The 24,385-nt window shown below is 63.5% G+C and carries 20 protein-coding genes; 13 read left to right on the top strand and 7 right to left on the bottom strand.

The genetic code is table 11. The features are described 5' to 3' along the window. Window positions 1–14 precede the first annotated feature (14 nt). Together AC4P1R_RS08450 and AC4P1R_RS08445 are read right to left on the bottom strand one after the other, a co-directional pair. Window positions 15–986, bottom strand: coding sequence for an isoaspartyl peptidase/L-asparaginase family protein (locus tag AC4P1R_RS08450; protein WP_492177677.1), 972 nt, complete (start codon window positions 984–986; stop codon window positions 15–17). Continuing rightward, window positions 983–1,933 (bottom strand): MurR/RpiR family transcriptional regulator, encoded by a 951-nt coding sequence (locus tag AC4P1R_RS08445; protein ID WP_492177676.1) that lies wholly within the window; start codon window positions 1,931–1,933, stop codon window positions 983–985. The genes AC4P1R_RS08450 and AC4P1R_RS08445 overlap by 4 nt, the downstream gene beginning before the upstream one ends. Before the next feature lie 281 nt (window positions 1,934–2,214). On the opposite strand from AC4P1R_RS08445, the gene ccoG reads away from it, so the two are divergent. The 7 genes from ccoG (at window position 2,215) to gnd (ending at window position 10,347) form a co-directional block, all read left to right on the top strand. Beyond that, window positions 2,215–3,789: a cytochrome c oxidase accessory protein CcoG gene (gene ccoG, locus AC4P1R_RS08440; RefSeq protein WP_069458337.1), complete on the top strand. Its 1,575-nt coding sequence runs from the start codon at window positions 2,215–2,217 to the stop codon at window positions 3,787–3,789. Then, entirely contained in the window at window positions 3,786–4,283 is a 498-nt protein-coding gene (locus AC4P1R_RS08435) for a FixH family protein (RefSeq protein ID WP_492177674.1), read from the top strand. Before ccoG ends, AC4P1R_RS08435 begins: the two co-directional genes overlap by 4 nt. After that, on the top strand, window positions 4,280–6,562 hold the full coding sequence (locus AC4P1R_RS08430; protein WP_492177673.1) for a cation-translocating P-type ATPase: 2,283 nt from the start codon (window positions 4,280–4,282) through the stop codon (window positions 6,560–6,562). Before AC4P1R_RS08435 ends, AC4P1R_RS08430 begins: the two co-directional genes overlap by 4 nt. Then, window positions 6,559–6,738: a cbb3-type cytochrome oxidase assembly protein CcoS gene (gene ccoS, locus AC4P1R_RS08425; protein WP_492177672.1), complete on the top strand. Its 180-nt coding sequence runs from the start codon at window positions 6,559–6,561 to the stop codon at window positions 6,736–6,738. The genes AC4P1R_RS08430 and ccoS overlap by 4 nt, the downstream gene beginning before the upstream one ends. A gap of 491 nt (window positions 6,739–7,229) precedes the next feature. Continuing rightward, entirely contained in the window at window positions 7,230–7,859 is a 630-nt protein-coding gene (locus AC4P1R_RS08420) for an MBL fold metallo-hydrolase (RefSeq protein ID WP_492177671.1), read from the top strand. Window positions 7,860–7,965: 106 nt separating this feature from the next. Further along, the gene (locus AC4P1R_RS08415; protein WP_492177669.1) at window positions 7,966–8,496 is read left to right on the top strand and encodes a dihydrofolate reductase family protein; all 531 of its coding nucleotides are present in this window, start codon (window positions 7,966–7,968) and stop codon (window positions 8,494–8,496) included. A 420-nt stretch (window positions 8,497–8,916) separates the two neighbouring features. Then, window positions 8,917–10,347 (top strand): NADP-dependent phosphogluconate dehydrogenase, encoded by a 1,431-nt coding sequence (gene gnd / locus AC4P1R_RS08410; protein ID WP_492177668.1) that lies wholly within the window; start codon window positions 8,917–8,919, stop codon window positions 10,345–10,347. Window positions 10,348–10,449: 102 nt separating this feature from the next. Here gnd and AC4P1R_RS08405 read toward each other — a convergent pair whose 3' ends face one another. From AC4P1R_RS08405 to AC4P1R_RS08390, 4 genes are all read right to left on the bottom strand, one after another. Continuing rightward, window positions 10,450–10,971: a winged helix DNA-binding protein gene (locus AC4P1R_RS08405; protein WP_069458341.1), complete on the bottom strand. Its 522-nt coding sequence runs from the start codon at window positions 10,969–10,971 to the stop codon at window positions 10,450–10,452. Then, window positions 10,971–12,278, bottom strand: coding sequence for a TRAP transporter large permease (locus AC4P1R_RS08400; RefSeq protein ID WP_492177667.1), 1,308 nt, complete (start codon window positions 12,276–12,278; stop codon window positions 10,971–10,973). Before AC4P1R_RS08400 ends, AC4P1R_RS08405 begins: the two co-directional genes overlap by 1 nt. 9 nt (window positions 12,279–12,287) lie before the next feature. Next, window positions 12,288–12,818 (bottom strand): TRAP transporter small permease, encoded by a 531-nt coding sequence (locus tag AC4P1R_RS08395; RefSeq protein WP_069458343.1) that lies wholly within the window; start codon window positions 12,816–12,818, stop codon window positions 12,288–12,290. Window positions 12,819–12,893: 75 nt separating this feature from the next. Next, window positions 12,894–13,859: a TRAP transporter substrate-binding protein gene (locus AC4P1R_RS08390; protein WP_069458344.1), complete on the bottom strand. Its 966-nt coding sequence runs from the start codon at window positions 13,857–13,859 to the stop codon at window positions 12,894–12,896. Between the two features lie 133 nt (window positions 13,860–13,992). On the opposite strand from AC4P1R_RS08390, the gene AC4P1R_RS08385 reads away from it, so the two are divergent. Beyond that, window positions 13,993–17,640: a hydantoinase B/oxoprolinase family protein gene (locus AC4P1R_RS08385; protein ID WP_492177666.1), complete on the top strand. Its 3,648-nt coding sequence runs from the start codon at window positions 13,993–13,995 to the stop codon at window positions 17,638–17,640. Window positions 17,641–17,871: 231 nt separating this feature from the next. After that, window positions 17,872–18,174 (top strand): hypothetical protein, encoded by a 303-nt coding sequence (locus AC4P1R_RS08380; RefSeq protein WP_069458345.1) that lies wholly within the window; start codon window positions 17,872–17,874, stop codon window positions 18,172–18,174. A 29-nt stretch (window positions 18,175–18,203) separates the two neighbouring features. On the opposite strand, the gene AC4P1R_RS08375 is transcribed toward AC4P1R_RS08380, so the two are convergent. Next, complete coding sequence (locus AC4P1R_RS08375; RefSeq protein ID WP_492177665.1) at window positions 18,204–19,262, bottom strand: LacI family transcriptional regulator; 1,059 nt, start codon at window positions 19,260–19,262, stop codon at window positions 18,204–18,206. Between the two features lie 484 nt (window positions 19,263–19,746). Here AC4P1R_RS08375 and AC4P1R_RS08370 point away from each other — a divergent pair, with 484 nt between their 5' ends. From AC4P1R_RS08370 to AC4P1R_RS08355, 4 genes are all read left to right on the top strand, one after another. Next, window positions 19,747–20,982 (top strand): ABC transporter substrate-binding protein, encoded by a 1,236-nt coding sequence (locus AC4P1R_RS08370; protein ID WP_492177664.1) that lies wholly within the window; start codon window positions 19,747–19,749, stop codon window positions 20,980–20,982. 174 nt (window positions 20,983–21,156) lie between these two features. After that, window positions 21,157–22,065 (top strand): carbohydrate ABC transporter permease, encoded by a 909-nt coding sequence (locus AC4P1R_RS08365; protein ID WP_492177663.1) that lies wholly within the window; start codon window positions 21,157–21,159, stop codon window positions 22,063–22,065. Further along, a complete protein-coding gene (locus AC4P1R_RS08360) occupies window positions 22,058–22,999 on the top strand; it encodes a carbohydrate ABC transporter permease (RefSeq protein WP_069458349.1) in 942 nt (313 codons plus the stop codon). The genes AC4P1R_RS08365 and AC4P1R_RS08360 overlap by 8 nt, the downstream gene beginning before the upstream one ends. 271 nt (window positions 23,000–23,270) lie before the next feature. Next, the gene (locus tag AC4P1R_RS08355; RefSeq protein WP_492177662.1) at window positions 23,271–24,356 is read left to right on the top strand and encodes an ABC transporter ATP-binding protein; all 1,086 of its coding nucleotides are present in this window, start codon (window positions 23,271–23,273) and stop codon (window positions 24,354–24,356) included. Window positions 24,357–24,385 lie beyond the last annotated feature (29 nt).

The following is a 24,385-nucleotide window of genomic DNA, read 5'->3' as shown; positions in this document are numbered from 1 at the left end:
ACAGACTCGATTGATCACGGGGTGGGTGGATCTGATGGATCCTCGAAGATCGCGGTGCAGGGCGGCTCGCCGGCACGGGCGTAGCCGCGATACATGCCTTCCGTATTGAAGGGCAGCGTGACGTTGCCTTTCGCGTCGATGGCGATCAGGCCACCGCGCCCGCCAATGGCCGGCAACGCTTCCATCACCACCTGCCGTGCGGCATCGTCCAGCCTGGCGCCGCCATAGGCCATGCGGGCGCAAAGGTCGTGAGCGGCGGCAGCGCGAACGAACATTTCGCCGGTCCCCGTACAGGAAACCGCGGCGGTCCGGTTGTCCGCGTATGTCCCCGCGCCGATCAGCGCGGTGTCGCCGACGCGGCCCGGCCGCTTGTTGGTCATGCCGCCTGTGGACGTGGCAGCGGCGAGATTGCCATGCATGTCCAGTGCGACCGCGCCGACCGTGCCGAATTTCTTGTCCTCGGAGAGCGGCGCACCGCCATCATGGTCGAGAACGATCGCTGAAGTACCCTGGGCGCGGTGGAGCTGACTCCGGCGGAAGTCCGTGGAGAAATAGTGCGGCTCAACTGTCTCCATTCCCAGATCGTGCGCGAAGCTTTCCGCGCCGGCGCCGGCCATCAGCACATGCTCGCCCTGTTCCATCACCGCACGTGCCGCAAGGACGGGATTGCGGATGCGGCTGACGCCGGCAACCGCGCCCGCACGCCACGTTGCACCATCCATTATCGCTGCGTCGAGTTCGTGGGTGGCCGCAGCGGTAAAGACGGAGCCGAACCCGGCGTTGAAGAGCGGACTGTCCTCCAGCCGCTGCACGGCGAGGGTAACGGCGTCAACTGCAGTAGCGCCAGCGGCAAGTGCCTCCTGTGCCTCGGCAAGTATCTGGCGAAGGGCAGCATGATAGCGGGCCTTTTGCTCGGCATCGATGGCTGCCCGGCTTAGCGTGCCGGCGCCGCCATGAATGGCGACCACGGGTCGGATTGGGCTCATTCTTTCTCCTTTTTAGGGGATGAGGCTGCTGGAGCGTGCCTCTTTGGGGCCGGTCCGTCGCCTACCGGACGCACTCGGCCGGAGTGGCCTCCATGCAGCCAGGGCAGCACGGCTTCGGCGACCTGCGCAGCGGCCCTCACCGAACGCTCGGAGGCATGGGCCACGGCGCTGCTCAGCGCTTCGATCAGCGCCAGAACGCTTGCTTCGGAATTGGCATAATATTGGCTGTCAGTGCTTGCATAGAGCCTGATATCCGCAAGCGCGGCGAGCGGAGAACTGGCGCCATCGGTCAGTGCCAGCAGCTCCGCCCCCGCTTCGCGTGCGCGGCGCGCCAACAGAACCGTGTCGGAAAGATAGCGCGGAAAGGCGATCGCAATCGCCAGATCGCCGGGTCTCAGCCGGTGGATTGCTCTCGCGGCGTGGGAAGATCCTTCCACGCTGGCCAGCAGTTGCACATTCTCGCAATAAAGATCGAGATTGCGTGCCAGAAGGCCGCCAAGCCAGCTGCTGCTGCCGAAACCGACGACGAACACGCGCTTTGCGTCAAGGATGGCCTTGACGGCACGCGCGCATTCCGCCGCATCCAGGCCGTCGCGCGTCCTTTCGATGTTGCGGATCATCTCGGCGAGCGTCGCCGCGAAGACGTCCATCGCGTCGGCAGATTGCTCCAGCTTGCTCCGCAGCCTTTCCACCGGCGCCAGCGCTGACTCGAAGCCGAGCACCAGCGCGGCGCGGAACTGCGCATATCCTTCAAAACCCAACGCCCGGGCGAAGCGGTTGGCGGTCGCCACCGATATCCCGACCTTCGCCGCCAACTCGTCGATCGGCATTGCCGCGACCTTCAGCGGCTGTTCGAGGACATAGTCGGCGATTTGGCGATGCGACGGCGACAGTGCGGTTCGCGCAATGCGCTGGGCAACGGAGAGATTGTCCGGGACTTTTGCCATGCAGGTCTCTTCGGCTCCGAGGTCGGCTGCGTATGACCAAAAATTTTCATCAGGCATTAGATAACGATATTTTTTTTACAATTGCAAGAGGGTGGGGCTTCGAGCGCGCAAAGAGTCGTACAGGTCGCCCTCCGTTCGGCGGCAATCGGTCTCGGTCCATGAGGGCGTTTCGACGCACCATGCGGCATTCGGGCGCAAACTTGACGCAGATCAAGGCTTGGGGGCGGTCGATCGGGCACAAGTCGGACCGATAGATCTGAATACTTTGGGAATTCCCGTAGATGCAGCCTCAATCGGTCAATCAATCGCAGTCCGTCGAGCTTTTCGAGGCCGAGCCGGTCAATGCGGCGCGCGTGCGCAAGCCGCTTTACGAAAAACGCCGCAAGATCTTTCCGAAGCGGGCCGAGGGCCAATTCCGCCGGTTCAAGTGGCTGGTGATGCTGGTGACGCTCGGCATCTATTATCTGACACCCTGGATCCGCTGGGACCGGGGCGCGCATGCGCCGGACCAGGCGGTCCTGGTCGATCTGGCTTCCCGCCGGTTCTATTTCTTCTTCATCGAAATCTGGCCGCAGGAGTTCTTCTTCGTCGCCGGTCTTCTGGTGATGGCCGGCTTCGGCCTCTTCCTCGTGACTTCCGCCGTCGGCCGCGCCTGGTGCGGCTATACCTGTCCGCAGACCGTCTGGGTCGATCTGTTCCTGGTCGTCGAGCGCTTCATCGAAGGCGACCGAAACGCGCGCATGCGCCTCGATGCCGGACCCTGGACGCTCGACAAGATCCGCAAGCGCATCGCCAAGCATGCGATCTGGCTGGTCATCGGCGTTGCGACCGGCGGCGCATGGATCTTCTATTTCGCCGACGCGCCGTCGCTGCTCAAGAGCTTCGTCGCACTGGAGGCGCCGCCGGTCGCTTATATCACCGTCGGCGTCCTGACCTTCACCACCTATGTCTTCGGTGGCATGATGCGCGAGCAGGTCTGCACCTATATGTGCCCCTGGCCGCGTATACAGGCGGCGATGCTGGACGAGAACTCGCTCGTCGTCACCTATAACGACTGGCGTGGCGAACCGCGCTCGCGTCATGCAAAGAAGGCGGCGGCGGCCGGTGAGGTGGTCGGCGATTGCGTCGACTGCAACGCCTGCGTGGCGGTCTGCCCGATGGGCATCGACATTCGCGACGGCCAGCAGCTCGAATGCATTACCTGCGCGCTCTGCATCGATGCCTGCGACGGCGTCATGGACAAGCTTGGCCGCGAACGGGGGCTGATTTCCTATGCGACGCTCAGCGACTACGCTGCCAATATGGCGCTTGCCACCGACAATGGCAGGGCGGCGATCGATCCGACGCGCCTGCGCAACGTAAACGGCGCATTCACCGACAAGGTCAGGCATTTCAACTGGCGGATCGTCCTCCGACCCCGCGTCCTCCTCTATTTCGGCGTCTGGACCCTGGTCGGCATCGCCATGCTCTACGCACTGATGGCGCGCGATCGGCTCGAACTCAACGTACTGCACGACCGAAACCCGCAATTCGTCGTCGAGTCCGACGGTTCGGTGCGCAACGGCTACATGGTCAAGCTGCTCAACATGATTCCCGAGCAGCGCAACATCACGCTTTCGATCGACGGCATGCCGTCGGCGCGCATGCGCATTGCCGATCAGGCGACCGGGGACGGCCGCAGCTTCACCATTGCCGTCGATCCGGACAAGGTCACACCGCTCAAGGTTTTCGTCACTCTGCCGAAAGACAGCCTTGCCGAGGCGGAGGACGGTTTCTCGCTCGTCGTCGAGGATCCCTCGAGCCACGAGCGCGACATCTACCAGGCGAACTTCAACCAGCCGGGAGCCGAACGATGAGCAAGATACGCACCGACCGTCCCCGCGTGTTCACCGGCTGGCATATGCTCGCGGTCATGGCCCTGTTCTTCGGCACGATCATTTCGATCAATCTGGTGATGGCCTGGAACGCGAGCCGCAGCTGGAGCGGTCTGGTGGTGGAGAACACCTACGTTGCCAGCCAGCAGTTCAACGGCAAGGTGGCCGAGACGCGCGCCTTTGCCGACAGCGGGATCAAGGGGCAATTGGTGCCCGGAAACGACTCCCTTCGCTACACGCTTACCCGCAAGGGCGAGCCGGAGCGGAAGGCGGACAGGGTCGTCGCCATCCTGAAGCGTCCGGTCGAGGAGCATGAGGACGTTGGCGTCGAGTTCGAACGGGCGGGCGAGGGCGTGTTCGTCGCCGCGTCCGCTCTCAAGGCCGGACAATGGATCGCCGATTTGACGGCGATGGCCGGAGAAGAGGTCGTCTACCGGCAGGCCATTCGCTTCATCGCACCGGGAGACGCCCCATGAGTTGCTGCGCCCCGGGTGTCGAAACCGTTGTGGAACCCGAGCGGGGGCTGGGGCTGCCCGCCTCCGAGGAGCTCTGGCTTGCGAGCCGGTCCCTCGGAGGCGGGTTACGCCAGACGGAGCTGAGCGTGCCGGGTGTCCATTGCGGCGCCTGCATCACCGCGATCGAAGGCGCGCTGCGCACAAAGCCGGAGGTGGAGCGCGCCCGGGTCAATCTGTCCTCGAGGCGCGTTTCGATCGTCTGGAAGGAGGAGGTTGCCGGCAAGCGCACGGACCCGCGCGAACTCGCCCGCGCTATCCGTGATCGCGGCTACGAGGCGCATCTCTTCGCCGTCGGTGAGGAGGAGGGCGACGCCGTTCTGAAGCAGCTGATCCGGGCCGTCGCCGTTGCCGGCTTCGCCGCCACCAACATCATGCTGCTGTCGGTTTCGGTCTGGTCGGGGGCGGATGCGGCCACGCGCGATCTCTTCCACTGGATCTCGGCCATGATCGCGGCGCCGGCGCTCGTCTACGCCGGACGCTTCTTCTATCAGTCCGCCTGGAACGCGCTCCGACATGGCCGCACCAACATGGACGTGCCGATCGCGCTTGCGGTGACGCTGTCCTATGGCATGTCGCTCCATGAGACGATCGGCCATGGCGAACATGCCTGGTTCGATGCCTCGGTCACGCTGCTCTTCTTCCTGCTGATCGGCCGCACGCTCGACCACATGATGCGGGGGCGGGCACGCTCGGCGATCAGCGGGCTGGCGCGCCTGTCGCCGCGCGGTGCGATGGTGGTCAACGCCGACGGCAGCCGGGAGTACCGGCCCGTCGAGGAAATCCGGCCCGGCGAACGCCTGATGATTGCGGCGGGCGAGCGCATTCCCGTCGACGGGCGCGTGCTCTCCGGCGCCAGCGACCTCGACCGGTCCGTCGTCAATGGCGAGAGCGCGCCGGTAGCGGTCGGCGTCGGCGACCTGATCCAGGCGGGCACGCTCAACCTTACCGGGCCGCTCACTCTCGAGGCGACGGCGGCAGCCCGCGATTCCTTCCTCGCCGAGATCATGGGGCTGATGGAGGCCGCAGAAGGGGGCAGGGCGCGCTATCGCCGGATCGCCGATCGCGCCGCTCGCTATTATTCGCCGGCGGTGCATCTCCTGGCGCTCCTCACCTTCATCGGCTGGATGTTCGTCGAGGGCGATGTGCGCCATGCACTGCTGGTCGCCGTCGCGGTTCTCATCATCACCTGCCCCTGTGCGCTCGGCCTCGCGGTGCCGGTGGTGCAGGTGGTCGCGGCCGGGCGTCTCTTCCAGGGCGGCGTCATGGTCAAGGACGGCTCGGCCATGGAACGCCTGGCCGAGATCGATACGGTGCTCTTCGACAAGACCGGTACGCTGACGATCGGCGAACCGCGGCTTGTGAATGCCGACGAGATCGCCCCGGCGGCGATGGCGATTGCCGCGGCACTCGCAGCGCATTCGCGCCATCCGATCGCGAGGGCACTGCATGATGCCGCCGGTGCGGCGGTGCCGCTTGTGGGGGAAATCCGCGAGATAGCCGGCGCGGGCATCGAGGCGGACACGAAGGAGGGCGTCTACCGGCTCGGCAGCCGCGCCTTTGCCTGCGGCTGCGCCGGCGAAGCGAGCCGCCAATCGGAAGCGGTGCTTTCGCTTGAGGGGCGGGAACTCGCCTCTTTCCGCTTCGAGGATCGATTGCGTGCGGGCGCTGGGGACAGCGTCGCGGAACTCCACGCGATCGGGCTGGAAACCGGCATCCTCTCCGGCGACCGCGAGCCGGTCGTCGCCGAGACCGGCCGCAGGCTCGGCATCAGGCGTTGGATCGCGGAACTGTCGCCGCGCGGCAAGGTCGAGGCCTGCGCCTCTGCGGCCGAGGGAGGACATCGGGTCCTGATGGTCGGCGACGGCATCAACGACGCGCCGGCGCTGCGCGCCGCCCATGTGTCGATGGCGCCCGCAAGCGCGGCCGATGTCGGCCGCCAGGCCGCCGACTTCGTCTTCATGCACCAGGGTTTGACGGCCGTTCCCTTCGCGATCGAGACCTCGCGCCGGGCCGGCCGGCTGATCCGCCAGAATTTCGCTCTGGCGATCGGCTACAACCTCGTTGCGGTTCCGATCGCGATCCTCGGCTATGCGACGCCGCTCGTCGCCGCAATCGCGATGTCCACCTCCTCGGTGATCGTCGTCGCCAACGCATTGCGGCTGAGAGGCGGGCTTTTCAGCGAACCTCAACGACGAGCGCCGATCCATGCGGCGCTACTGCCGGCCGGGGACGCCCGATGAACACGCTCGTCTATCTCATTCCCATCGCGCTTTTCCTGGGCGGGCTCGGCCTCGCCGCCTTCCTCTGGGCGCTGAAGAGCGGCCAATACGAAGATCTCGACGGCGCGTCCTGGCGGGTTCTCGACGATGGGAACGGAAAGCCGGAAGACGTCGGCCCGGGAATCGGACCCGTCTGAAAAGACGCGCTACGCTATAGGTGAAATCCTGACGTTTGGCACCCGGCACGCGGTTTGGTGATCGCGGCTATCGGCCCGACAGGAGGTTTCCTGAATCCGCCTCGGGAATGGTCGCGTCAGCAATGTCCGGACAATCAAGCGGTCGTGGCTTGCGACGGATGTCCGTGCCACCGTCTGCGGCGGGATTTGAGCTCCTTCTCCGCGGGGCAGGGAACCGGCCCGACCGCCATTCTCCCATTTAAGCCGTTTCGCGGGTCTGTTGCTCCTCTCACCGAGCCTAGGCTGAGCGCGCGTCACAAAAACTGATTGCAATATAAGATCAGTTGATCTAGCCTGTAACCGGTTGCGTTAAGCAATCAGAACTGCGGATGAACCTGGACGACTACGTCGACCATCCCGGCGTTTGCGCCAAGTCCCTCGCTTTTCCGCCACTTCATCGGCAACGTGCGGCTTTGCCGGCTGCGGGGTAAATGTTGAACGGAGATGAATTGATGAACCCTCACGCTTCAATCACCATCACGCCGATCCTCGTTGCCGACCTGCACGTTGAGGGCGCGGTGATGCCGGTCTACGTGCACGTCATCGACCATCCCGACGCGCGCATACTGGTCGACACCGGCATGACGGAGCTGCACCCGGCGTTGGTGGCCGCCTTCGATCCCCGCCTCTATCCCTTGAGCCAGCAGGACTTCGACCTCGCCGGCATCGACATCGTCGTCAACACACACCTGCACGCGGACCATTGCGGCGGCAACCACCTCTTTGCCGACAAGCCGATCTACGTCCAACGTCGGGAACTCGACGACGCCCACAGCGACGAGGATGAGTACCCCATTCGCGCGTGGATCGATGCGCCCGGCGTGCGATATGTGCCGGTCGACGGCGAACTCGATCTGCTTCCAGGGCTCCGGCTCGTGCCGGCGCCGGGCCACACGGACGGCATGCAGGTCGTCGTCGTCGAGACCGACGGGCGCCCGATCGTCGCTGGCGGCGATGTGGCGGTTTGGTTTGGCGAGCTTGACGAGCCGCACACCGAAGGCCAGCTGCGGGTGCGCGCGCTCGACCCCGAGCTGGTCTGGCTCGCGCACGAGCACGAGCCGTGGCGACCCGGTACCGTATAGGTCGTTAAGCCGGCAGGGCGGACCGGGCGGGCACCAGAGAATTTGACTGCGTCCTGGCGCGGAGAATACTGCGCTTCGGTCGCGACCTTGGGAGGAGAATGAGAGTATGGCTAAGCTCGTGTTCGGAATGAACCAGTCCCTGGACGGCTACGTCGATCATATGGCGTTTGCGCCAAGCGCCACGCTTTTCCGCCACTTCATCGAGGAGGCTCAGGGGCAGGCGGGCAGTCTCTACGGGCGCAAAATGTATGAAGTCATGCGTTACTGGGACGACGACCATCCTGAATGGGATGCAGATCAACACGCCTTCGCGGCGGCCTGGCGCCATCAGCCGAAATGGGTCGTCTCGCGCTCATTGAAGGCTGTCGGCCCCAACGCCAGGCTGGTTGAGGAGGATCTCGAGGGCGCGATCCGCGCGCTCAAGGCCGAGCGCGACGGGGAGATCGAAGTTGCTGGCCCGGACCTGGCGCAAAGCCTCACCGAGCTTGGCCTGATCGATGAATATCGCATCTACCTGCACCCCGTCGTGCTTGGTCACGGCAAGCCATATTTCGCCGGACCCCGGCCGCCACTGCACCTCATGAGTCATGATCGGATTGGCGAGGATGTGATCAGGTTGACCTATGTCCCGGCTTAATCTCGCGCCCGGCGGCACCGATCGGCAGGTTTGCGGCCCCCGTTCAGGTCTCTTGTTTGGAAGTTTCGCCAACGCTTCCGCATCCGGACATTCCCTTAGCGGCCCCTTTTTGGTCATGGCGAACCACATTCAAGATGATCGCTTCTGGCGCAGCTTGCTCCACGCGAGCGAGAAGTAGGCTGCTCACTCGCCCTGAGCTACGCTCCGCTTCGGGCATCGGACAGGTCTTCACCACGAGGTTCTGCCCAGTGAGGAAAAGCTTGTCGTAAATCGATTTGAATGCCAAAACACCTCCGCCGTCGCGTGCCCCACTCCATCCTTGTCCTCGGGTGAGCGGCATGCGCAGATCAATTCGAAGGGCCAGAACGCATGCGCCGCGGCGCTCTATGCGGGGCCCACGCGTTCAATGGAGGCAATTACGTGTCACAGGCGGAAATCGGCCTAATCGGCCTCGGCGTCATGGGGGCCAACCTCGCGCTCAACATCGCGGAGAAGGGTAACAGGATCGCGGTCTTCAACCGTACCGTCGAGACGACGCGAAAGTTCCATGCCGATGCCGGGGAACTCAAGAGCCGGATCGTCCCGTGCGAAACGATCGAGGAGTTCGTCGCTGCGATCCGTCCGCCGCGTCCGATCATCATCATGATCAAGGCGGGCGAGGCCGTCGACCAGCAGATGGAGGCGTTGAAGCCGCATCTGGCGAGCGGCGACATCATGATCGATGCCGGCAACGCCAATTTCCGCGACACGATGCGTCGCTTCGACAGCTTGAAAGATACGGGCCTGACCTTCATCGGCATGGGCGTTTCCGGCGGTGAGGAGGGCGCGCGCCACGGACCCTCGATCATGGTCGGCGGCACGGAGGAGTCCTACGCGCGCGTCGAAGAGGTGCTGACCTCGATCGCCGCGAAATATGACGGCGAGCCCTGCGTCGCCTGGCTCGGCGAGAACGGCGCCGGCCACTTCGTGAAGACGATCCACAACGGCATCGAATATGCCGACATGCAGATGATCGCCGAAATTTACGGCATCCTGCGCGACGGCCTGAGGATGACGGCCGAGGAGATCGGCGAAGTGTTCGGCACCTGGAACAGGGGCCGGCTCAATTCCTACCTGATCGAGATCACCGAGAAGGTGCTGAAGGCGACGGACCCGCTCACCGGCAAACCGATGGTCGACATGATCCTCGACAAGGCGGGCCAGAAGGGCACCGGCAAGTGGTCGGCGATCGAGGCGCAGACCATGGGCGTGCCCGCGACCGGCATCGAGGCCGCCGTTGCGGCGCGCAGCATTTCCTCGATGAAGGAGGAGCGCGAGACGGCTGAGAAGATCCTCGGCCTGCCATCCGTCGGCGAATTCCAGGTCGCCGACAAGGCGGCGTTCATCACGGATCTCGAGAATGCGCTGCTCGCCGCCAAGATCGGCGCCTACGCGCAGGGCTTTGCCGTGATGTCGGCCGCCTCGAAGGAATTCGGCTGGAGCCTGCCGATGCCGACGATCGCCCGGATCTGGCGCGCCGGCTGCATCATCCGCTCGCAGTTTCTCGACGAGATCACTTCGGCCTTCACCAAGGCGCCGGATGCCGCCAACCTGATCGTCACGCCGGCCTTCGCGGCGTTGGTCAAGGAAACCGACAGGGCGCTGCGCCGCATCGTCTCGGCGGCGGTGCTCGGCGGCCTACCGGTGCCGGCGCTCGCCTCGGCGCTCGGCTATTTCGACAGCTATCGCCGCGGCCGCGGCACGGCGAACGTGATCCAGGCACAGCGCGATTTCTTCGGTGCCCACGGCTTCGACCGCGTCGACGGCGCCGACAGCCATCACGGGCCATGGGGCAGCGGGCTCAACGGCTGAGCGGCATCGTTTCTATCGGGAAAAACGCGAACGGGGCGGCCAAAAGCCGCCCCGTTCCTATATTCTTTCATCGCTGCGGCGACCTGAGAAGCCCGGGGCCGTTCACAAGGATGCCGCCGATCGCGACGCCTGGTCGTAGTGACCGGATAGGGCCCGGACGCGAGCTGCGACCGTCGACAGGGTCTCGCTCGAAACGTCGGTCGCCAGCAGGGACTTGACGAGAAGCTCCTCGCGGATCGCCGCATAGCGCTCGCAGACTTCGCGGCCCTTTGCTGTGATGAGAGCCAGCTTTTCCTTGCCGCGCCGCCCGCTTTCGATGAGTGACAGTCGCTCCAGTTTCTTGAGCGCGTAGGCGACGGTGTGCGTGTCCTCGATGTTGAGCACGAGACAGATATCCGCCAGCGTCTTGCCCTTGTTGCGGTGGTTGATGTTGTGCAGGACGAGCACGTCCAGCGGCGAAAGATCGGCCACTCCAGCCGCCGCCATGCAGCGCACCATCCAACGGTCGAAGGCGTGGCTCAGCATGATGATGCCGAATTCGACTTCTGAGAGCGCCGGCAAGGCGCCTCTTGCCAGATGGCCGGAGGAAACGATCGGTCCGATTTCAGCTCTTTCTTCACTCATCAATTCTGTCCAAGCATCTGGCCGGGCAACCACAGAACGAGGTCGGGCACCGCGGTTATGAACATGATCAGGGCCAGCAGCCCCGCAAAAAACGGAAGCGCCGCAAGGGCAATATAGCCGATGCTGCGGTTTGCCAAGGATTGCAGGACGTAGAGGTTGAAACCGACGGGCGGCGTGATCTGCGCGATCTCGACGAGCAGGACGACGAAGATGCCGAACCAGAGAAGATCGATGCCCGAACCCTCGACGGCCGGAAGCAGCACGGATGTCGTCAGCAGGATCATCGAGATCCCGTCGATGAAGCAGCCCATGACCAGAAAAATGCAGACCAGCGCAGCGATGAGCGCGGGCTGCGGCAATTGCATGGAGACGATCCAGTCGGCGAACTGCTCCGGCAGGCCGGTGAATCCCATGGCGGTCGACAGGAAGGCGGCGCCTGACAGGATGAGGCCGATCATCGCACTGGTGCGCGTCGCGCTGACCACGCTCGTCCAGAAGGTATGCCGGTCGAGGCCCCCGCCGACCAGCGCCAGAGCGAGCGCGCCGGTCACGCCGATGGCGGCGGCCTCCGTCGGCGTTGCGATGCCGCCATAGATGCAGCCGAGCACGGCAAGCACCAGGATCAGGATCGGAATGAGGCGTCGCGACTCCCAAATTCTTTCCATGAGCGGCATGATCGGCTCCCGCGCCGGTATGCGGTTCGGCTTCAACAGCGCATAGACGGCGACAATCAGCGAAAAGATCGACATCAGGAAGAGACCCGGCACGACACCCGCGATGAACAGGCGACCAATCGAAACCTGGGCTGCAACGCCGTAGACGATCATCATGATCGAAGGCGGAATGAGCAGGCCGAGCGTGCCGGAGCCGGCCAGGGAACCGACGATCATGAAGTCGCTGTAGCCGCGGCGTCGCAATTCCGGGATCGTCATCTTTCCGATCGTTGCCGCGGTTGCGGCGGATGATCCGGAGATGGCGGCGAAAATCGCGCAGCCGACGACATTGGTGTGAAGCAGCCGACCCGGCACCCGCTGCACCCAGGGAGCGAGGCCCTTGAACATGTCTTCGGCAAGTCGGGTGCGGAAGAGAATCTCGCCCATCCAGATGAAGAGCGGCAGGGCCGTCAGCGCCCAGGAATTGTTCGCGCCCCAGAGCGTCGTGCCGAAGAGAAGGCCCGGAGGCCGGCTCGTGAAAAGGGCCATGGCGACATAGCCGGCCGCCGCCAGCGCCATGCCGATCCAAAGTCCGCCCGCAAGGATGATGAGGAGAAAGGCTGTGACGACGATTCCAGCAAAAACAGGATCCATGGGGCCACCTCAGCGCTCGAACAGCGGTTGGTCGTCCGCGGTCTGGTCGGAAACTTCCAAATAACTGGGCTTCAGTCCGCGCGCGCAGCGCACGAGGTCCTCCAGAAGAGCGACGAGGAGAATGGCTGCTCCGACCACCATGGAAAGCTGCGGTATCCAGAGGGGCACGGGCAGCAGCCCCTGGGCGACGTCGCCGAAGCGATGCGAGTCATAGACGAGACGCCCAAGCCACCAGGTCGCCCAGGCGGTGCAAAGGGCCGCAAGAACGGTCAGGAGGCATTCAAGCGGCTTCCTGGCGGCGGAGGGCAGCCTGTCGATCACAAGCCCGACGCGAATATGCTCTGCGTGTCGATAGGTGGGGCCGAGTGCAAGGAAGAAGATCGCGACCAGGCAGTAGGCCGCCAGGTCGTCGCTTCCGGCCAATTGAAAGCCCGCGGTCCGCAGAACGATGCCGCCGCCGACGAGCAGGAGAATGAGGATCATGGAGATTGCGGCCAGCATCTCAGCAAGCCGATAAAGCAGCGCGAATGGACTCGTCATGGCAACGCTCCCAGCCAGATTGAATCGTAGAGGCGGAAAAAGAGCGGCCGGAGCAGATGGCTCCGGCCTGTTGCCTCATTTCCGGTACGCGTCGATGATCGCCGCGCCATCCTCGCCGGCTTTCTCGATCCATTCGGCAGTCATGGTGTCGCCGATAGCCGAAAGCTCCTTGGCCATGGCCTCCGACGGCGGCTCCACATGGATGCCGTGTTCAGCCATGGTCTTCTTGTAGCCCTCATTCAGTTCGGCGGATTGCTTCCAGCCGCGCGTTTCGGCCTCGGCCGCCGCTTTCACAACAGCCTCGCGCGTCTCTTCGCTGAGGCCGTCGAAGACGTCCTTGCTGACGAACACCATGTTCTGCGGCAGGAAGGCCTGCAGGTCGTAGTAATAGCTCAGATAGTCCCAGGCCTGGCTGTCGACCCCAGTCGCCCCGGAAGTGATCATTGCGTCGACCACACCTGTCTTGAAGGCTTGCGGGACCTCGGCAGCCTGAACCGTGACCGGGTTGGCACCGTTCAACTCCGCAAAACGGGCCGTTGCCGGATTGTAGGTCCTGAACTTCAGCCCCTTCAGGTCGCCAAGCGACGTGAGCGCCTCCTTGGAATAGACGCCCTGCGGCGGCCACGGAACAGAGTAAAGCAGCACCAGACCTTGCTCCTCGAGGTGCCTTTTGACGGTAGCCTGCGCAGCATGCCACAGCTTTTCGGCACTCGCATAATCCGAGACGAGACCGGGAATGGAATCGAAAGCGAAGACGACGTCCTCATTGCCGAGAGAGGAGAGGAGCACCTCGCCGATCTGGACCTGCCCGCTCTGCACGGCACGCTTGATGTCGGTCGGTTTCACGAGCGCACCGCCGGAATGGACATTGATCGTAAGCTCGCCATTGGTCGCGGTTTTGATATCCTCGACGAATTGGCGGATGTTCTGGGTATGGAAATTGCCGTCGGGATAGGGTGTCGGCATATCCCAGGTTTCCGCCTGTGCAACGGTGGCGAATGTCGCGGTGGCCGCGAATACGGCCGAGATCATGGTCCTCATATTTGTTCCCCTTTTTGCAGATCGACTGCTGACATCGAATTAATTGCGTCTTGACGACGATTTGTCAATAAATTATCGATGAAATGTGAAAATATACAGGCTTCCATTTCGAGGCAGCAAAAGGGGACGCATCATGGGAAAGCAATGGGACTTCTGGATCGACCGCGGCGGCACCTTCACCGACGTCATCGGGCGCGACCCTGAGGGCAGGCTCCATGCCCGCAAGATGCTGTCGGAAAATCCCGAGGTCTACCGGGATGCGGCCGTCGCCGGCATCCGAGCGCTGCTTGGCCTTTCCAGGAGACAAGCAATTCCCGCCGGCCTCGTCAACGAGGTGCGCATGGGCACGACCGTTGCCACCAACGCGCTTCTGGAGCGCAAAGGCGTGCCGGTCGCGTTGATCACAACGCGCGGCTTCCGTGACGCGCTCGCCATCGGCTATCAGGCCCGCGCCGACATCTTCGCCCGCGACATCCGGAAGCCGGAACTCCTCTACGATCGCATCGTCGAGCTGGACGAGCGCGTGCTGACGGACGGTACGGTGGAGACGCCGCTCGACGACGCAGCCGTGCGCACCGCGCTCGAAGAATTGAAGCGGCAGGGCTACGAGGCGCTCTCGATCGTTTTCATGCATGCCTATCGTTATCCCGAGCACGAAGCCCGCGTCGCCGAAATCGCGCGCGAGATGCAGTTCGGCCAGGTCTCGGTGAGCCATGAGATCTCGCCGCTCGTGAAATTCGTCGGTCGCGGCGATACGACCGTCGTCGACGCCTATCTTTCGCCGGTGCTGCGCCGCTATGTGGCGCAGGTCGCCGACGAGCTCGATCTCGACCGCACGGGTGCGCGCCTGCTTTTCATGATGTCCTCGGGCGGATTGACGTCTGCAAGCCTGTTCCAGGGCAAGGATGCCATTCTTTCCGGGCCGGCGGGCGGCGTCGTCGCCCTTGCGCAGACCGGCGTCAATGCAGGCTTCGCGAACGTGATCGGCTTCGACATGGGCGGGACCTCCACCGATGTCGCCCACTACGCCGGTGAATACGAGCGGGCCTTCGAAACGGAGGTCGCCGGCGTGCGCATCCGCGCGCCGATGATGCAGATCCATACGGTGGCCGCCGGCGGCGGCTCGATCCTGCATTATGACGGCTCGCGCTTCACCGTCGGCCCGGACTCCGCGGGCGCAAATCCGGGACCCAAATGCTACCGTCGCGGTGGTCCGTTGACGGTGACCGACGCCAACGTGATGACCGGAAAGCTCAATCCGGCCCTGTTCCCGCCCATTTTCGGCCCGAACCAGGACCAGCCGCTGGATCTTGACGCGGTAGAGGCCGCTTTCGGGGCGCTTGCCGACGAAATCGGCGATGGCCGAACGCCGGAGGCGGTGGCGGACGGCTTCCTGAAAATCGCCGTCGCCAACATGGCGGAAGCAGTAAAGAAGATCTCCGTTGCCCGTGGCTATGACGTGACCCGCTACGCGCTCAATGCTTTTGGTGGCGCCAGCGGCCAGCACGCCTGCCTGGTGGCGGATGCGCTCGGCATGAAGCGGGTGCTCGTCCATCCCTTTTCCGGGCTGCTTTCGGCCTATGGAATGGGCCTTGCGGATGTCCGTGCGCTGCGCCAGGGCGCGATCGAAGTGCCGCTGGAGAAGGCGATTGCAGAAATCGCCCGCGTCGCGTCACCGCTATGCGGCGACGCCGTGTCGGAGCTCGAAGGGCAGGGGATCCGGAGCGATCAGATCAGCGTCAATGTCAATGCGCTGGTGCGCTATGCCGGAACCGATACGACTCTCGAGATTCCCGTCGGCTCGATGCCTGCCGGGATCGACTACCGGGAAAGCGTGACGGCGGCGGACCCGCGGCGGATGAAGGCCGCTTTCGAGGCGGTCCACGTCGCCCGCTTCGGTTTCATCGATGGGAGCAAGGAGCTTGTCGTCGAGGCCGTTTCCGTGGAAGCCGTCGGCGGCGGAGCACGGCCGGAGAGCCTCGGCAGCGGTGCGCGAGGACCTGCACTGCCGCAAGCCTCCGGAAGCACGCGCTTCTATTCGGCGGGCGCCTGGCAGGACGCCGCAATCTATCGGCGCGAGTTCCTCGCGAGCGGCCACACGATCGACGGACCGGCGCTGCTCATCGAAGCCAACCAGACCATCGTCATCGAGCCGGGCTGGCAGGCGCAATTGACCTCGGCCGACAATCTGGTGCTCGAGCGGGTGGTGGCGCTGCCCGAAAGAAAGGCGGCCGGTACCGATGCCGATCCGGTGATGCTCGAGATTTTCAACAATCTCTTCATGTCGATTGCCGAGCAGATGGGGCTGACGCTGCAGAACACAGCCTATTCGGTGAACATCAAGGAGAGGCTGGATTTCTCCTGCGCCGTGTTCGCCGCGGATGGGGCGCTGGTCGCCAACGCGCCGCATATGCCGGTGCATCTCGGCTCGATGGACCGTTCCGTGCAGGCGGTCATCCGCAACAATCCGGAGATACATCCCGGTGACGTCTTCGCCATCAACGCCCCCTATAACGGCGGCACCCACCTGCCGGACATCACCGTCTGCACGCCGGTCTTTTCGGGCGACGGCAAGGACGTGCTCTTCTGGGTCGCTTCGCGTGGCCACCATGCCGACATCGGCGGCATCGCCCCGGGCTCCATGTCGCCGAACGCGCATACGATCGAGGAGGAGGGGGTCTATATCGACAATTTCAAACTGGTCGACCGGGGCCGCTTCCGCGAGTCCGAACTGCGTGCCCTGCTGACAGGCGCGCGGTACCCGGTGCGCAACGTCGTGCAGAACGTCGCCGATCTCAAGGCGCAGATCGCCGCCAACAACCGCGGCGTGAGCGAGATGCGCAAGGCGATCGCGGATTTCGGCCTGGATGTGGTCAAGGCCTATATGGACCACGTCCAGAACAACGCGGAGGAAAGCGTGCGGCGGGCTCTGGAAAAGCTCGGCGATTGCAGCTTCACCTATCCCATGGACCAGGGTTGCGAGATCAAGGTCCGGATCACGGTCGACAGGACGGCACGCGAGGCGACGGTCGATTTCACCGGCACGTCCCCGCAGCGCGACGACAACTTCAATGCGCCCGAGCCGGTGACCCGCGCGGCCGTGCTCTATGTCTTCCGCATGATCGTCGATGGGGCCATTCCGATGAATGCCGGTTGCCTCAGGCCCATTCGTATCGTCGTGCCGGACGCAAGCATGCTGTCGCCCCGTTATCCCGCGGCGGTCGTGGCGGGCAATGTCGAGGTGAGCCAGGCGGTCACCAACTGCCTGTTCGGCGCGATCGGCGCGCTTTCCTCGGCGCAGGGGACGATGAACAACCTGACCTTCGGCAACGACACGTACCAGTATTACGAAACGATCTGCTCGGGCGCGCCGGCGGGGCCGGGTTTCAACGGCGCGGATGCGGTCCACACGCACATGACCAATTCACGGCTGACCGATCCGGAGATACTGGAACTGCGCTATCCGGTGGTGTTGGAGGATTTCCACATTCGCGAAGGGTCCGGCGGGAGAGGGCAGTGGAATGCGGGCAACGGGACCAGCCGCACGATCCGCTTCCGCGAGCGCATGGACTGCTCGATCCTCTCCGGCCACCGCAAGATCCGACCCTTTGGACTGCTGGGGGGCGAACCCGGCGAATGCGGGCAAAACCTCGTGCGCCGGAAAGACGGTCGGATCGATGCGATGCCTGGCTGCGCCCAGACCGTGTTGGAGGGGGGCGAAGCCATTACCATCGTCACGCCGACGGGCGGCGGCTATGGGCCGGTTCGCCGGGCTCGATGAAACAGCTGATTTCGGAGGCGCAAACGGCTGTCCTCTGCCGCCGCAAGCTCTTGCGAGCAGTCGTTTGAGCAAGGCGACCAGCAAGCGAATCGTGCTATGAAGCCGGCACGGCGGCGGTCTAAACGCGTCGGATCGGGTTTAGTTCGTCTCTACCAAAGGAAGGGTGGCGCTGGTTGCCCTTTCACGGCAACCTCACCGCATCTCAAACAGGGGAGCTATCGGGAAGGCAGCATGAAGTTCAGGGTGATCGAAGGGGGCAAAGCCAGCGAAACCGGGCCTGTCACCAGCCAGACGGGCATCCGCGCCGAGGCGGAGCGGCGCATAAGGGCGACGGGCTACGAGCAATACCGGGTACGCAGCCTCGCCACCGGAAGACCGATCCCGAGTTCGATCCGATACCTGAAGATGCAGATCGAATTCGTTGCCGACAAGCTCGAGCAGCTCAATCCCATCCCGCATGATTTCACCGACGACAAATACTGGCCGGCCACTGCAGCGCCGCGCGTCTTTTCAGACGCGCAAAGGTCGCTGTAACTCATTGAAACTGCGCATCGGGCTTCATATTAGCCGGGCGCCGTTGCCGCAGTTGCCTGGAATTCCGGCTGGCTGAGGCTCTGCAGCGTTTCCGGCGGGCGGCCTTCGATATGGCCGATCACCGCCTTGGCGAGCTCGCGGCCGGCGAGGCGGATATCCTCATACATGGTGATGACCTCCGGGCGCAGCCAGCGCAGAAAGTCGCTCGGCACCTTCGAGACCATGTCGGCATCGACGCCGACTTTTTTCCCCGCTGCCTCGAGTCCGGCAATCAGCGCGATGGCGCCGGAGCCGCTGCCGGAGACGATACCGTCCGGCGCTTCATCCGAGCGCATCTGCGCCTCGAAGGCATCGCGGATGGTTTTCAGGCTGTGGTCGATATTGACCTGGTGAAAGCTCACGGCCTCGGCGCTGAAATCCTTCAGGCCACGCTCGAAGCCCGTGCGCATGTGCTGGTGGAAGGAGAGGTGGGGCGGCGGCTCGAGCAGGACGAGCCGCCGGCGGCCGCGCTCTACGAGCTTGCGCACCGCCTCGTAGGCGAAGCGCTCGTTGTCGAAGTCGTGATAGGGATGGACGATGCCCATTTCGGTGCGTCCATGGGTGGCGAACGGCAACTGACGTTCCGTCAACAGCGTCACACGCGGGTCATTCGGTTCCATTCGCGATATGATGACGCCGTCGGCGGCGCCGGTGTCGAGAATGTAGCGGATGGGCCCGAGCGGATCCTTGGCGGAACTGTAGGGGGTTACGACCAGGTGATAGGGTGTGCCCGCCAGGATATCCGTAATGCCGATGACCATCGGGCTGGTAATGCCCATGATCTCTTCCTCGAGCGTCAGCACGAGGCTGATGACATTGGTCTTTCCGGTTCTGAGCCGCACGCCCGCCCGGTTCGGCTGATAGCCGATCTGCTTTGCGACCAGGCGAACGCGCTCCTTGGTTTCGGCGCCGATGTCGGGCGCATCCTTCAGTGCGCGAGACACGGTGGTGATGCCGAGCCCGGTCATGAAGGCGATGGTCTTCAGCGTCGGTCTGCCGCCCTCCGCTGGCGGCGCTCCCGCCGGCTTGTTCTTCGTCCTGCCTTCCATGCCGTTCCCTAAATCCTCCACTCTCCAAGGCGCCTTTGATGCTACTTTTTTCGCTCCATCCCGAGTTTACCTCGCTTATATCTGATTTGCCGCAGGCCGCCAGATTGGCTCGGAATGGCACCGTTCTAAAAAATCTGTAACGATACAGGTCAGATGTCGAGCATTTTCGTTGCTGCAGTGCAAAGCATGTATCCGAAGAGTTGAGTCCCGCATCTGCTTCCTCCGATTTTGCGCTTGCGAAGGGCTCCTTGTGATCGAGTGTATGGTCATCGGGAATATTGCAAGGAAATACAGGCGATTATTCCACACGGCCACGTGTTTTTCAGCGCTTGGCGGTACCTATGGTCGCGCTGCTTCAGTCCACTGCGGCGCACGCATTGCGGGTATCACAACTTTAATTTTAAAACATCCGTTGTGGCTGTTGCTTCTGTAAATCGTTTGATCTAAGTTTTTTACGGTAACGTTACAGTGAGGGAGGAGACTCATGAAATTACATTCTCTGGCTGGCGCTCTGGCTGTCACCGTCGCTCTGCCGTTCGGTGCAGCCAACGCCACCGACCTGGAGGTCACGCATTGGTGGACCTCCGGCGGCGAAGCCGCGGCGGTCGCCGAACTGGCAAAGGCCTTCGATGCGACCGGCAACAAATGGGTCGACGGCGCGATCGCGGGTTCCGGCGGCACGGCGCGACCGATCATGATCAGCCGCATCACCGGCGGCGACCCGATGGGGGCAACGCAGTTCAATCACGGTCGCCAGGCGGAGGAACTGGTCGAGGCCGGGCTGATGCGCGACCTGAGCGATGTCGCCGAACGCGAGCATTGGCGAGACATCGTCAAGCCCTCGAGCCTGCTCGATTCCTGCACGATCGAAGGCAAGATCTACTGCGCCCCGGTCAATATCCATTCCTGGCAGTGGTTGTGGCTTTCCAATGCCGCCTTCGAACAGGCGGGCGTGGCTGTACCGAAGAACTGGGACGAGTTCGTCGCCGCCGCGCCGGCGCTCGAAAAAGCCGGGATCATCCCCCTGGCGCTTGGCGGTCAGCCCTGGCAGGCGGCCGGCGCCTTCGACGTGCTGATGGTGGCGATTGCCGGCAAGGACGTGTTCGAGCAGGTTTTCGCCAAGAAGGACGAGGAAGTGGCCGCCGGGCCGGAAATCACCAAGGTCTTCAAGGCCGCCGACGACGCGCGCCGCATGTCGAAGGGCAGCAATGTCCAGGACTGGAACCAGGCGACGAACCTCGTGATCACGGGCAAGGCGGGCGGCCAGATCATGGGCGACTGGGCCCAGGGGGAGTTCCAGGTTGCGGGCAAGAAAGCCGGCGTCGACTACACCTGCCTGCCGGGCCTCGGCGTCAATGAGGTGATCTCGACCGGCGGCGATGCTTTCTATTTCCCGGTGCTCGATGACGAAGAAAAGTCGAAGGCACAGGAGGTGCTCGCCTCGACCCTGCTGAAGCCCGAAACCCAGGTCGCTTTCAATTTGAAGAAGGGCTCGTTGCCTGTTCGCGGCGATGTCGATCTTGCGGCGGCCAATGACTGCATGCGGAAGGGCCTCGACATCCTTGCCAAGGGCAATGTCATCCAGGGCACGGACCAGTTGCTTTCGCCGGACAGCCAGAAGCAGAAGGAGGACCTCTTCTCCGAGTTCTTCGCCAACCCCTCCATGACACCGGAAGACGCCCAGAAGCGGTTCGCGGACATCATCGCGGCGGCGGATTGAGGTCTGGCGCATGACGGCCCCGCCTTTGTCGCGGGGCCGGCCACGAGCCCCATTGCGGGCTTGATCGCGGCATTGGCGCACGAGGGCGGGGCGCGATTTGGCAGGTTTCGGGCGTGCGCCCAAGGCGCCGGGCTGCCCGCCACCGAAAACCATTGCAGTTCCGGAGGAGGGAACATGACAGTTCTAACACGGGGTTCGGGTCGACCGAACCAGTGGCTGCGCAACCTGAATGCGAAGATCGCCTCTATCCCGATGATCCTGACGGCCCTGGTCATCTTCCTCGGCGGCACGCTGTGGACGGTCGTCTATTCCTTCACCAACTCGAAGCTCCTGCCGCGCCTTTCCTTCGTCGGGCTCGACCAATACGAGCGGCTATGGGCGGCGCCGCGCTGGATCATCTCGATCCAGAATCTGGCCATTTTCGGCTTCTTCTCACTGGTCTTCAGCCTGGTGATCGGCTTCGTGCTCGCGGCGCTGATGGATCAGAAGATCCGTTTCGAAAATACCTTCCGCACCATCATGCTCTACCCCTTCGCCCTGTCCTTCATCGTCACGGGCCTGGTCTGGCAATGGCTGCTCAATCCGCAATACGGCATCCAGTCGATCGTGCGGTCCCTTGGTTGGGAGAGCTTTTCCTTCGATCCGCTCTACGACGCCGACATCGTCATCTACGGCATCCTCATCGCGGCGCTCTGGCAGGGCACGGGCCTCGTCATGTGCCTGATGCTCGCGGGGCTACGCGGCATCGACGAGGATATCTGGAAGGCCGCGCGCGTCGACGGCATCCCGATGTGGAAAACCTACGTCCTCATTATCATCCCGATGATGCGCGGCGTCATCATCACGACGCTCGTCATCATCGCCAGCGGCATCGTCAAGGTCTACGACCTCGTGGTGGCGCAGACGAGCGGCGGACCCGGCATCGCCTCGGAGGTGCCCGCCAAATATGTCTACGACTACATGTTCCTCGCCCAGAACCTCGGCCAGGGCTTCGCCGCCTCGACCATGATGCTTCTGACCGTCGCCATCATCATTGTGCCGTGGGCGTATCTCGAATTCGGAGGGGGCCGCAAGCGTGGATAACATCGCCAAGAACAGCATGGCTCTCTCCGTCGATACGGTTGGGGCCAAACACGAGGACGGCCCGCGCGGCGCCAAGCCGAAACGGACGCTCTCGCGCCGCAACATCATCGTCTACGGCACGCTGATCGTCGTATCGCTCTATTACCTGCTGCCGCTCTATGTCATGATCGTGACCTCGCTCAAGGGCATGCCGGAGATCCGCGTCGGCAATATCTTCGCGCCGCCGCTGGAGGTCACGTTCCAGCCGTGGGTAAAGGCCTGGGCCGAGGCCTGCACCGGGCTCAATTGCGATGGGCTTTCGCGGGGGTTCTGGAATTCGGTCCGCATCACCGTGCCTTCCGTAATCATCTCGATCGCGGTCGCGTCGGTGAACGGCTATGCGCTGGCGAACTGGCGCTTCAAGGGCGCCGATCTCTTCTTCACAATCCTGATCGTCGGCGCTTTCATTCCCTACCAGGTGATGATCTACCCGATCGTCATCGTGCTGAGGGAAATGGGCGTCTACGGCACCCTGACCGGCCTCGTGATCGTCCACACGATCTTCGGCATGCCGATCCTGACGTTGCTCTTCCGCAATTATTTCGCCGCCCTGCCGGAGGAGTTGTTCAAGGCGGCGCGCGTCGACGGCGCCGGTTTCTGGACGATCTACCTGAAGATCATGCTGCCGATGTCGCTGCCGATCTTCGTCGTCGCGATGATCCTGCAGGTGACCGGGATCTGGAACGACTTCCTGTTCGGCGTGGTCTTCACCCGGCCCGAATACTACCCGATGACCGTGCAGCTCAACAACATCGTCAACTCGGTCCAGGGCGTGAAGGAATACAACGTCAACATGGCAGCAACGATCCTGACCGGCCTCGTGCCGCTGACGGTCTACTTCGTTTCGGGCCGCCTGTTCGTCCGCGGCATCGCAGCCGGCGCAGTGAAAGGATAAGCAAGCATGACTAGCCCGCATTTTTCACACTCCTTGTGCCCTGCGCCGGTTCAAAATGGCGACAGGGTAGGAGGATGGCGCAGCCCGATGTGGTTCATCGGGCAAGTCATTCGACGCCCACTGTCGCCATTTTCAACTGGCCCGCAGGGTTGGATTGTGTCGGCCGCCTCCGGGCGAAAGCCGCTCGACCGTAGGATCAGCTACGCTTTTCGCGGCTTTCCCCCGTATCCGCCTCGCCACAATCCAACGCAGGGCACAAGGAGTGTGAAAAATGCGGGCTAGCGTTTCCGTCAGGGATCTTTCCTTGAGCTTCGGCGCCGTCACGGTCCTCGACAAGCTCAATCTCGACATCGATCACGGCGAGTTTCTCGTCCTGCTCGGTTCGTCCGGTTGCGGCAAGTCGACGCTGCTCAATTGCGTCGCCGGACTGCTCGACGTCACCGACGGGCAGATCTTCATCCATGATCGCAACGTCACCTGGGAGGAACCGAAAGACCGCGGCATCGGCATGGTGTTCCAGTCCTATGCGCTCTATCCGCAGATGTCGGTCGAGAAGAACCTCTCCTTCGGCCTGAAGGTTGCCAAAGTGCCGCAGCCGGAAATCGACAAGCGGGTGAATCGGGCGGCGGAAATCCTGCAGATCCAGCCGCTGCTCAAGCGCAAGCCTTCAGAACTTTCCGGCGGCCAGCGCCAGCGCGTCGCGATCGGCCGGGCGCTGGTGCGCGATGTCGACGTCTTCCTCTTCGACGAGCCGCTTTCGAACCTCGACGCCAAGCTGCGCTCGGAACTGCGCGTCGAAATCAAGCGGCTGCACCAGTCGCTGAAGAACACGATGATCTATGTCACCCACGACCAGATCGAGGCGCTGACGCTCGCCGATCGCATTGCGGTGATGAAGAGCGGAGTTATCCAGCAGCTTGCCGATCCGATGACGATCTACAATGCGCCGGAAAATCTCTTCGTCGCCGGCTTCATCGGTTCGCCGTCGATGAACTTCTTCCGCGGCGAGGTGGAGGCGAGGGAAGGCCGCAGCGTCGTGCGCGTAGGAGGCGTCGCCTTCGACGTCACCGCCTATCCCGCACGCAGGCGGCTGCAGCCGGGACAAAAGGTGGTGCTCGGCCTGCGTCCGGAGCATGTCAAGGTCGACGAGGCCGGGACCGGCGAGGTGCACGAGGCCACGGTCGACATCGAAGAGCCGATGGGCGCCGACAACCTCCTGTGGCTGAAGCTCGCCGGGCAATCCATGTCGGTCAGGATTGCCGGTCAGCGCCGCTATCCGCCCGGCAGCACGGTGCGGCTCTCCTTCGACATGGGGGTCGCCTCGATCTTCGACGCAGCCACCGAGAACCGTCTTTGACAGCCGACGGGAGTGGGAGAAGCGGCGTT

The sequence above is a fragment of the Sinorhizobium sp. Y406 genome (assembly GCF_058732025.1).
This window is presented reverse-complemented; position numbering and strand designations above follow the sequence as displayed.

What these genes read in the sequence shown, in the direction of transcription:
- AC4P1R_RS08365 (WP_492177663.1), top strand. Translation starts at nt 21,157, where the DNA reads ATGACAGTTCTAACACGGGGTTCGGGTCGACCGAACCAGTGGCTGCGC.
- ccoS (WP_492177672.1), top strand. Translation starts at nt 6,559, where the DNA reads ATGAACACGCTCGTCTATCTCATTCCCATCGCGCTTTTCCTGGGCGGG.
- AC4P1R_RS08405 (WP_069458341.1), bottom strand. Translation starts at nt 10,971, where the DNA reads ATGAGTGAAGAAAGAGCTGAAATCGGACCGATCGTTTCCTCCGGCCAT.
- AC4P1R_RS08415 (WP_492177669.1), top strand. Translation starts at nt 7,966, where the DNA reads ATGGCTAAGCTCGTGTTCGGAATGAACCAGTCCCTGGACGGCTACGTC.
- AC4P1R_RS08370 (WP_492177664.1), top strand. Translation starts at nt 19,747, where the DNA reads ATGAAATTACATTCTCTGGCTGGCGCTCTGGCTGTCACCGTCGCTCTG.
- AC4P1R_RS08355 (WP_492177662.1), top strand. Translation starts at nt 23,271, where the DNA reads ATGCGGGCTAGCGTTTCCGTCAGGGATCTTTCCTTGAGCTTCGGCGCC.
- AC4P1R_RS08450 (WP_492177677.1), bottom strand. Translation starts at nt 986, where the DNA reads ATGAGCCCAATCCGACCCGTGGTCGCCATTCATGGCGGCGCCGGCACG.
- ccoG (WP_069458337.1), top strand. Translation starts at nt 2,215, where the DNA reads ATGCAGCCTCAATCGGTCAATCAATCGCAGTCCGTCGAGCTTTTCGAG.
- AC4P1R_RS08395 (WP_069458343.1), bottom strand. Translation starts at nt 12,818, where the DNA reads ATGACGAGTCCATTCGCGCTGCTTTATCGGCTTGCTGAGATGCTGGCC.
- AC4P1R_RS08390 (WP_069458344.1), bottom strand. Translation starts at nt 13,859, where the DNA reads ATGAGGACCATGATCTCGGCCGTATTCGCGGCCACCGCGACATTCGCC.
- AC4P1R_RS08380 (WP_069458345.1), top strand. Translation starts at nt 17,872, where the DNA reads ATGAAGTTCAGGGTGATCGAAGGGGGCAAAGCCAGCGAAACCGGGCCT.
- AC4P1R_RS08375 (WP_492177665.1), bottom strand. Translation starts at nt 19,262, where the DNA reads ATGGAAGGCAGGACGAAGAACAAGCCGGCGGGAGCGCCGCCAGCGGAG.
- AC4P1R_RS08400 (WP_492177667.1), bottom strand. Translation starts at nt 12,278, where the DNA reads ATGGATCCTGTTTTTGCTGGAATCGTCGTCACAGCCTTTCTCCTCATC.
- AC4P1R_RS08420 (WP_492177671.1), top strand. Translation starts at nt 7,230, where the DNA reads ATGAACCCTCACGCTTCAATCACCATCACGCCGATCCTCGTTGCCGAC.
- AC4P1R_RS08445 (WP_492177676.1), bottom strand. Translation starts at nt 1,933, where the DNA reads ATGGCAAAAGTCCCGGACAATCTCTCCGTTGCCCAGCGCATTGCGCGA.
- AC4P1R_RS08430 (WP_492177673.1), top strand. Translation starts at nt 4,280, where the DNA reads ATGAGTTGCTGCGCCCCGGGTGTCGAAACCGTTGTGGAACCCGAGCGG.
- AC4P1R_RS08435 (WP_492177674.1), top strand. Translation starts at nt 3,786, where the DNA reads ATGAGCAAGATACGCACCGACCGTCCCCGCGTGTTCACCGGCTGGCAT.
- AC4P1R_RS08385 (WP_492177666.1), top strand. Translation starts at nt 13,993, where the DNA reads ATGGGAAAGCAATGGGACTTCTGGATCGACCGCGGCGGCACCTTCACC.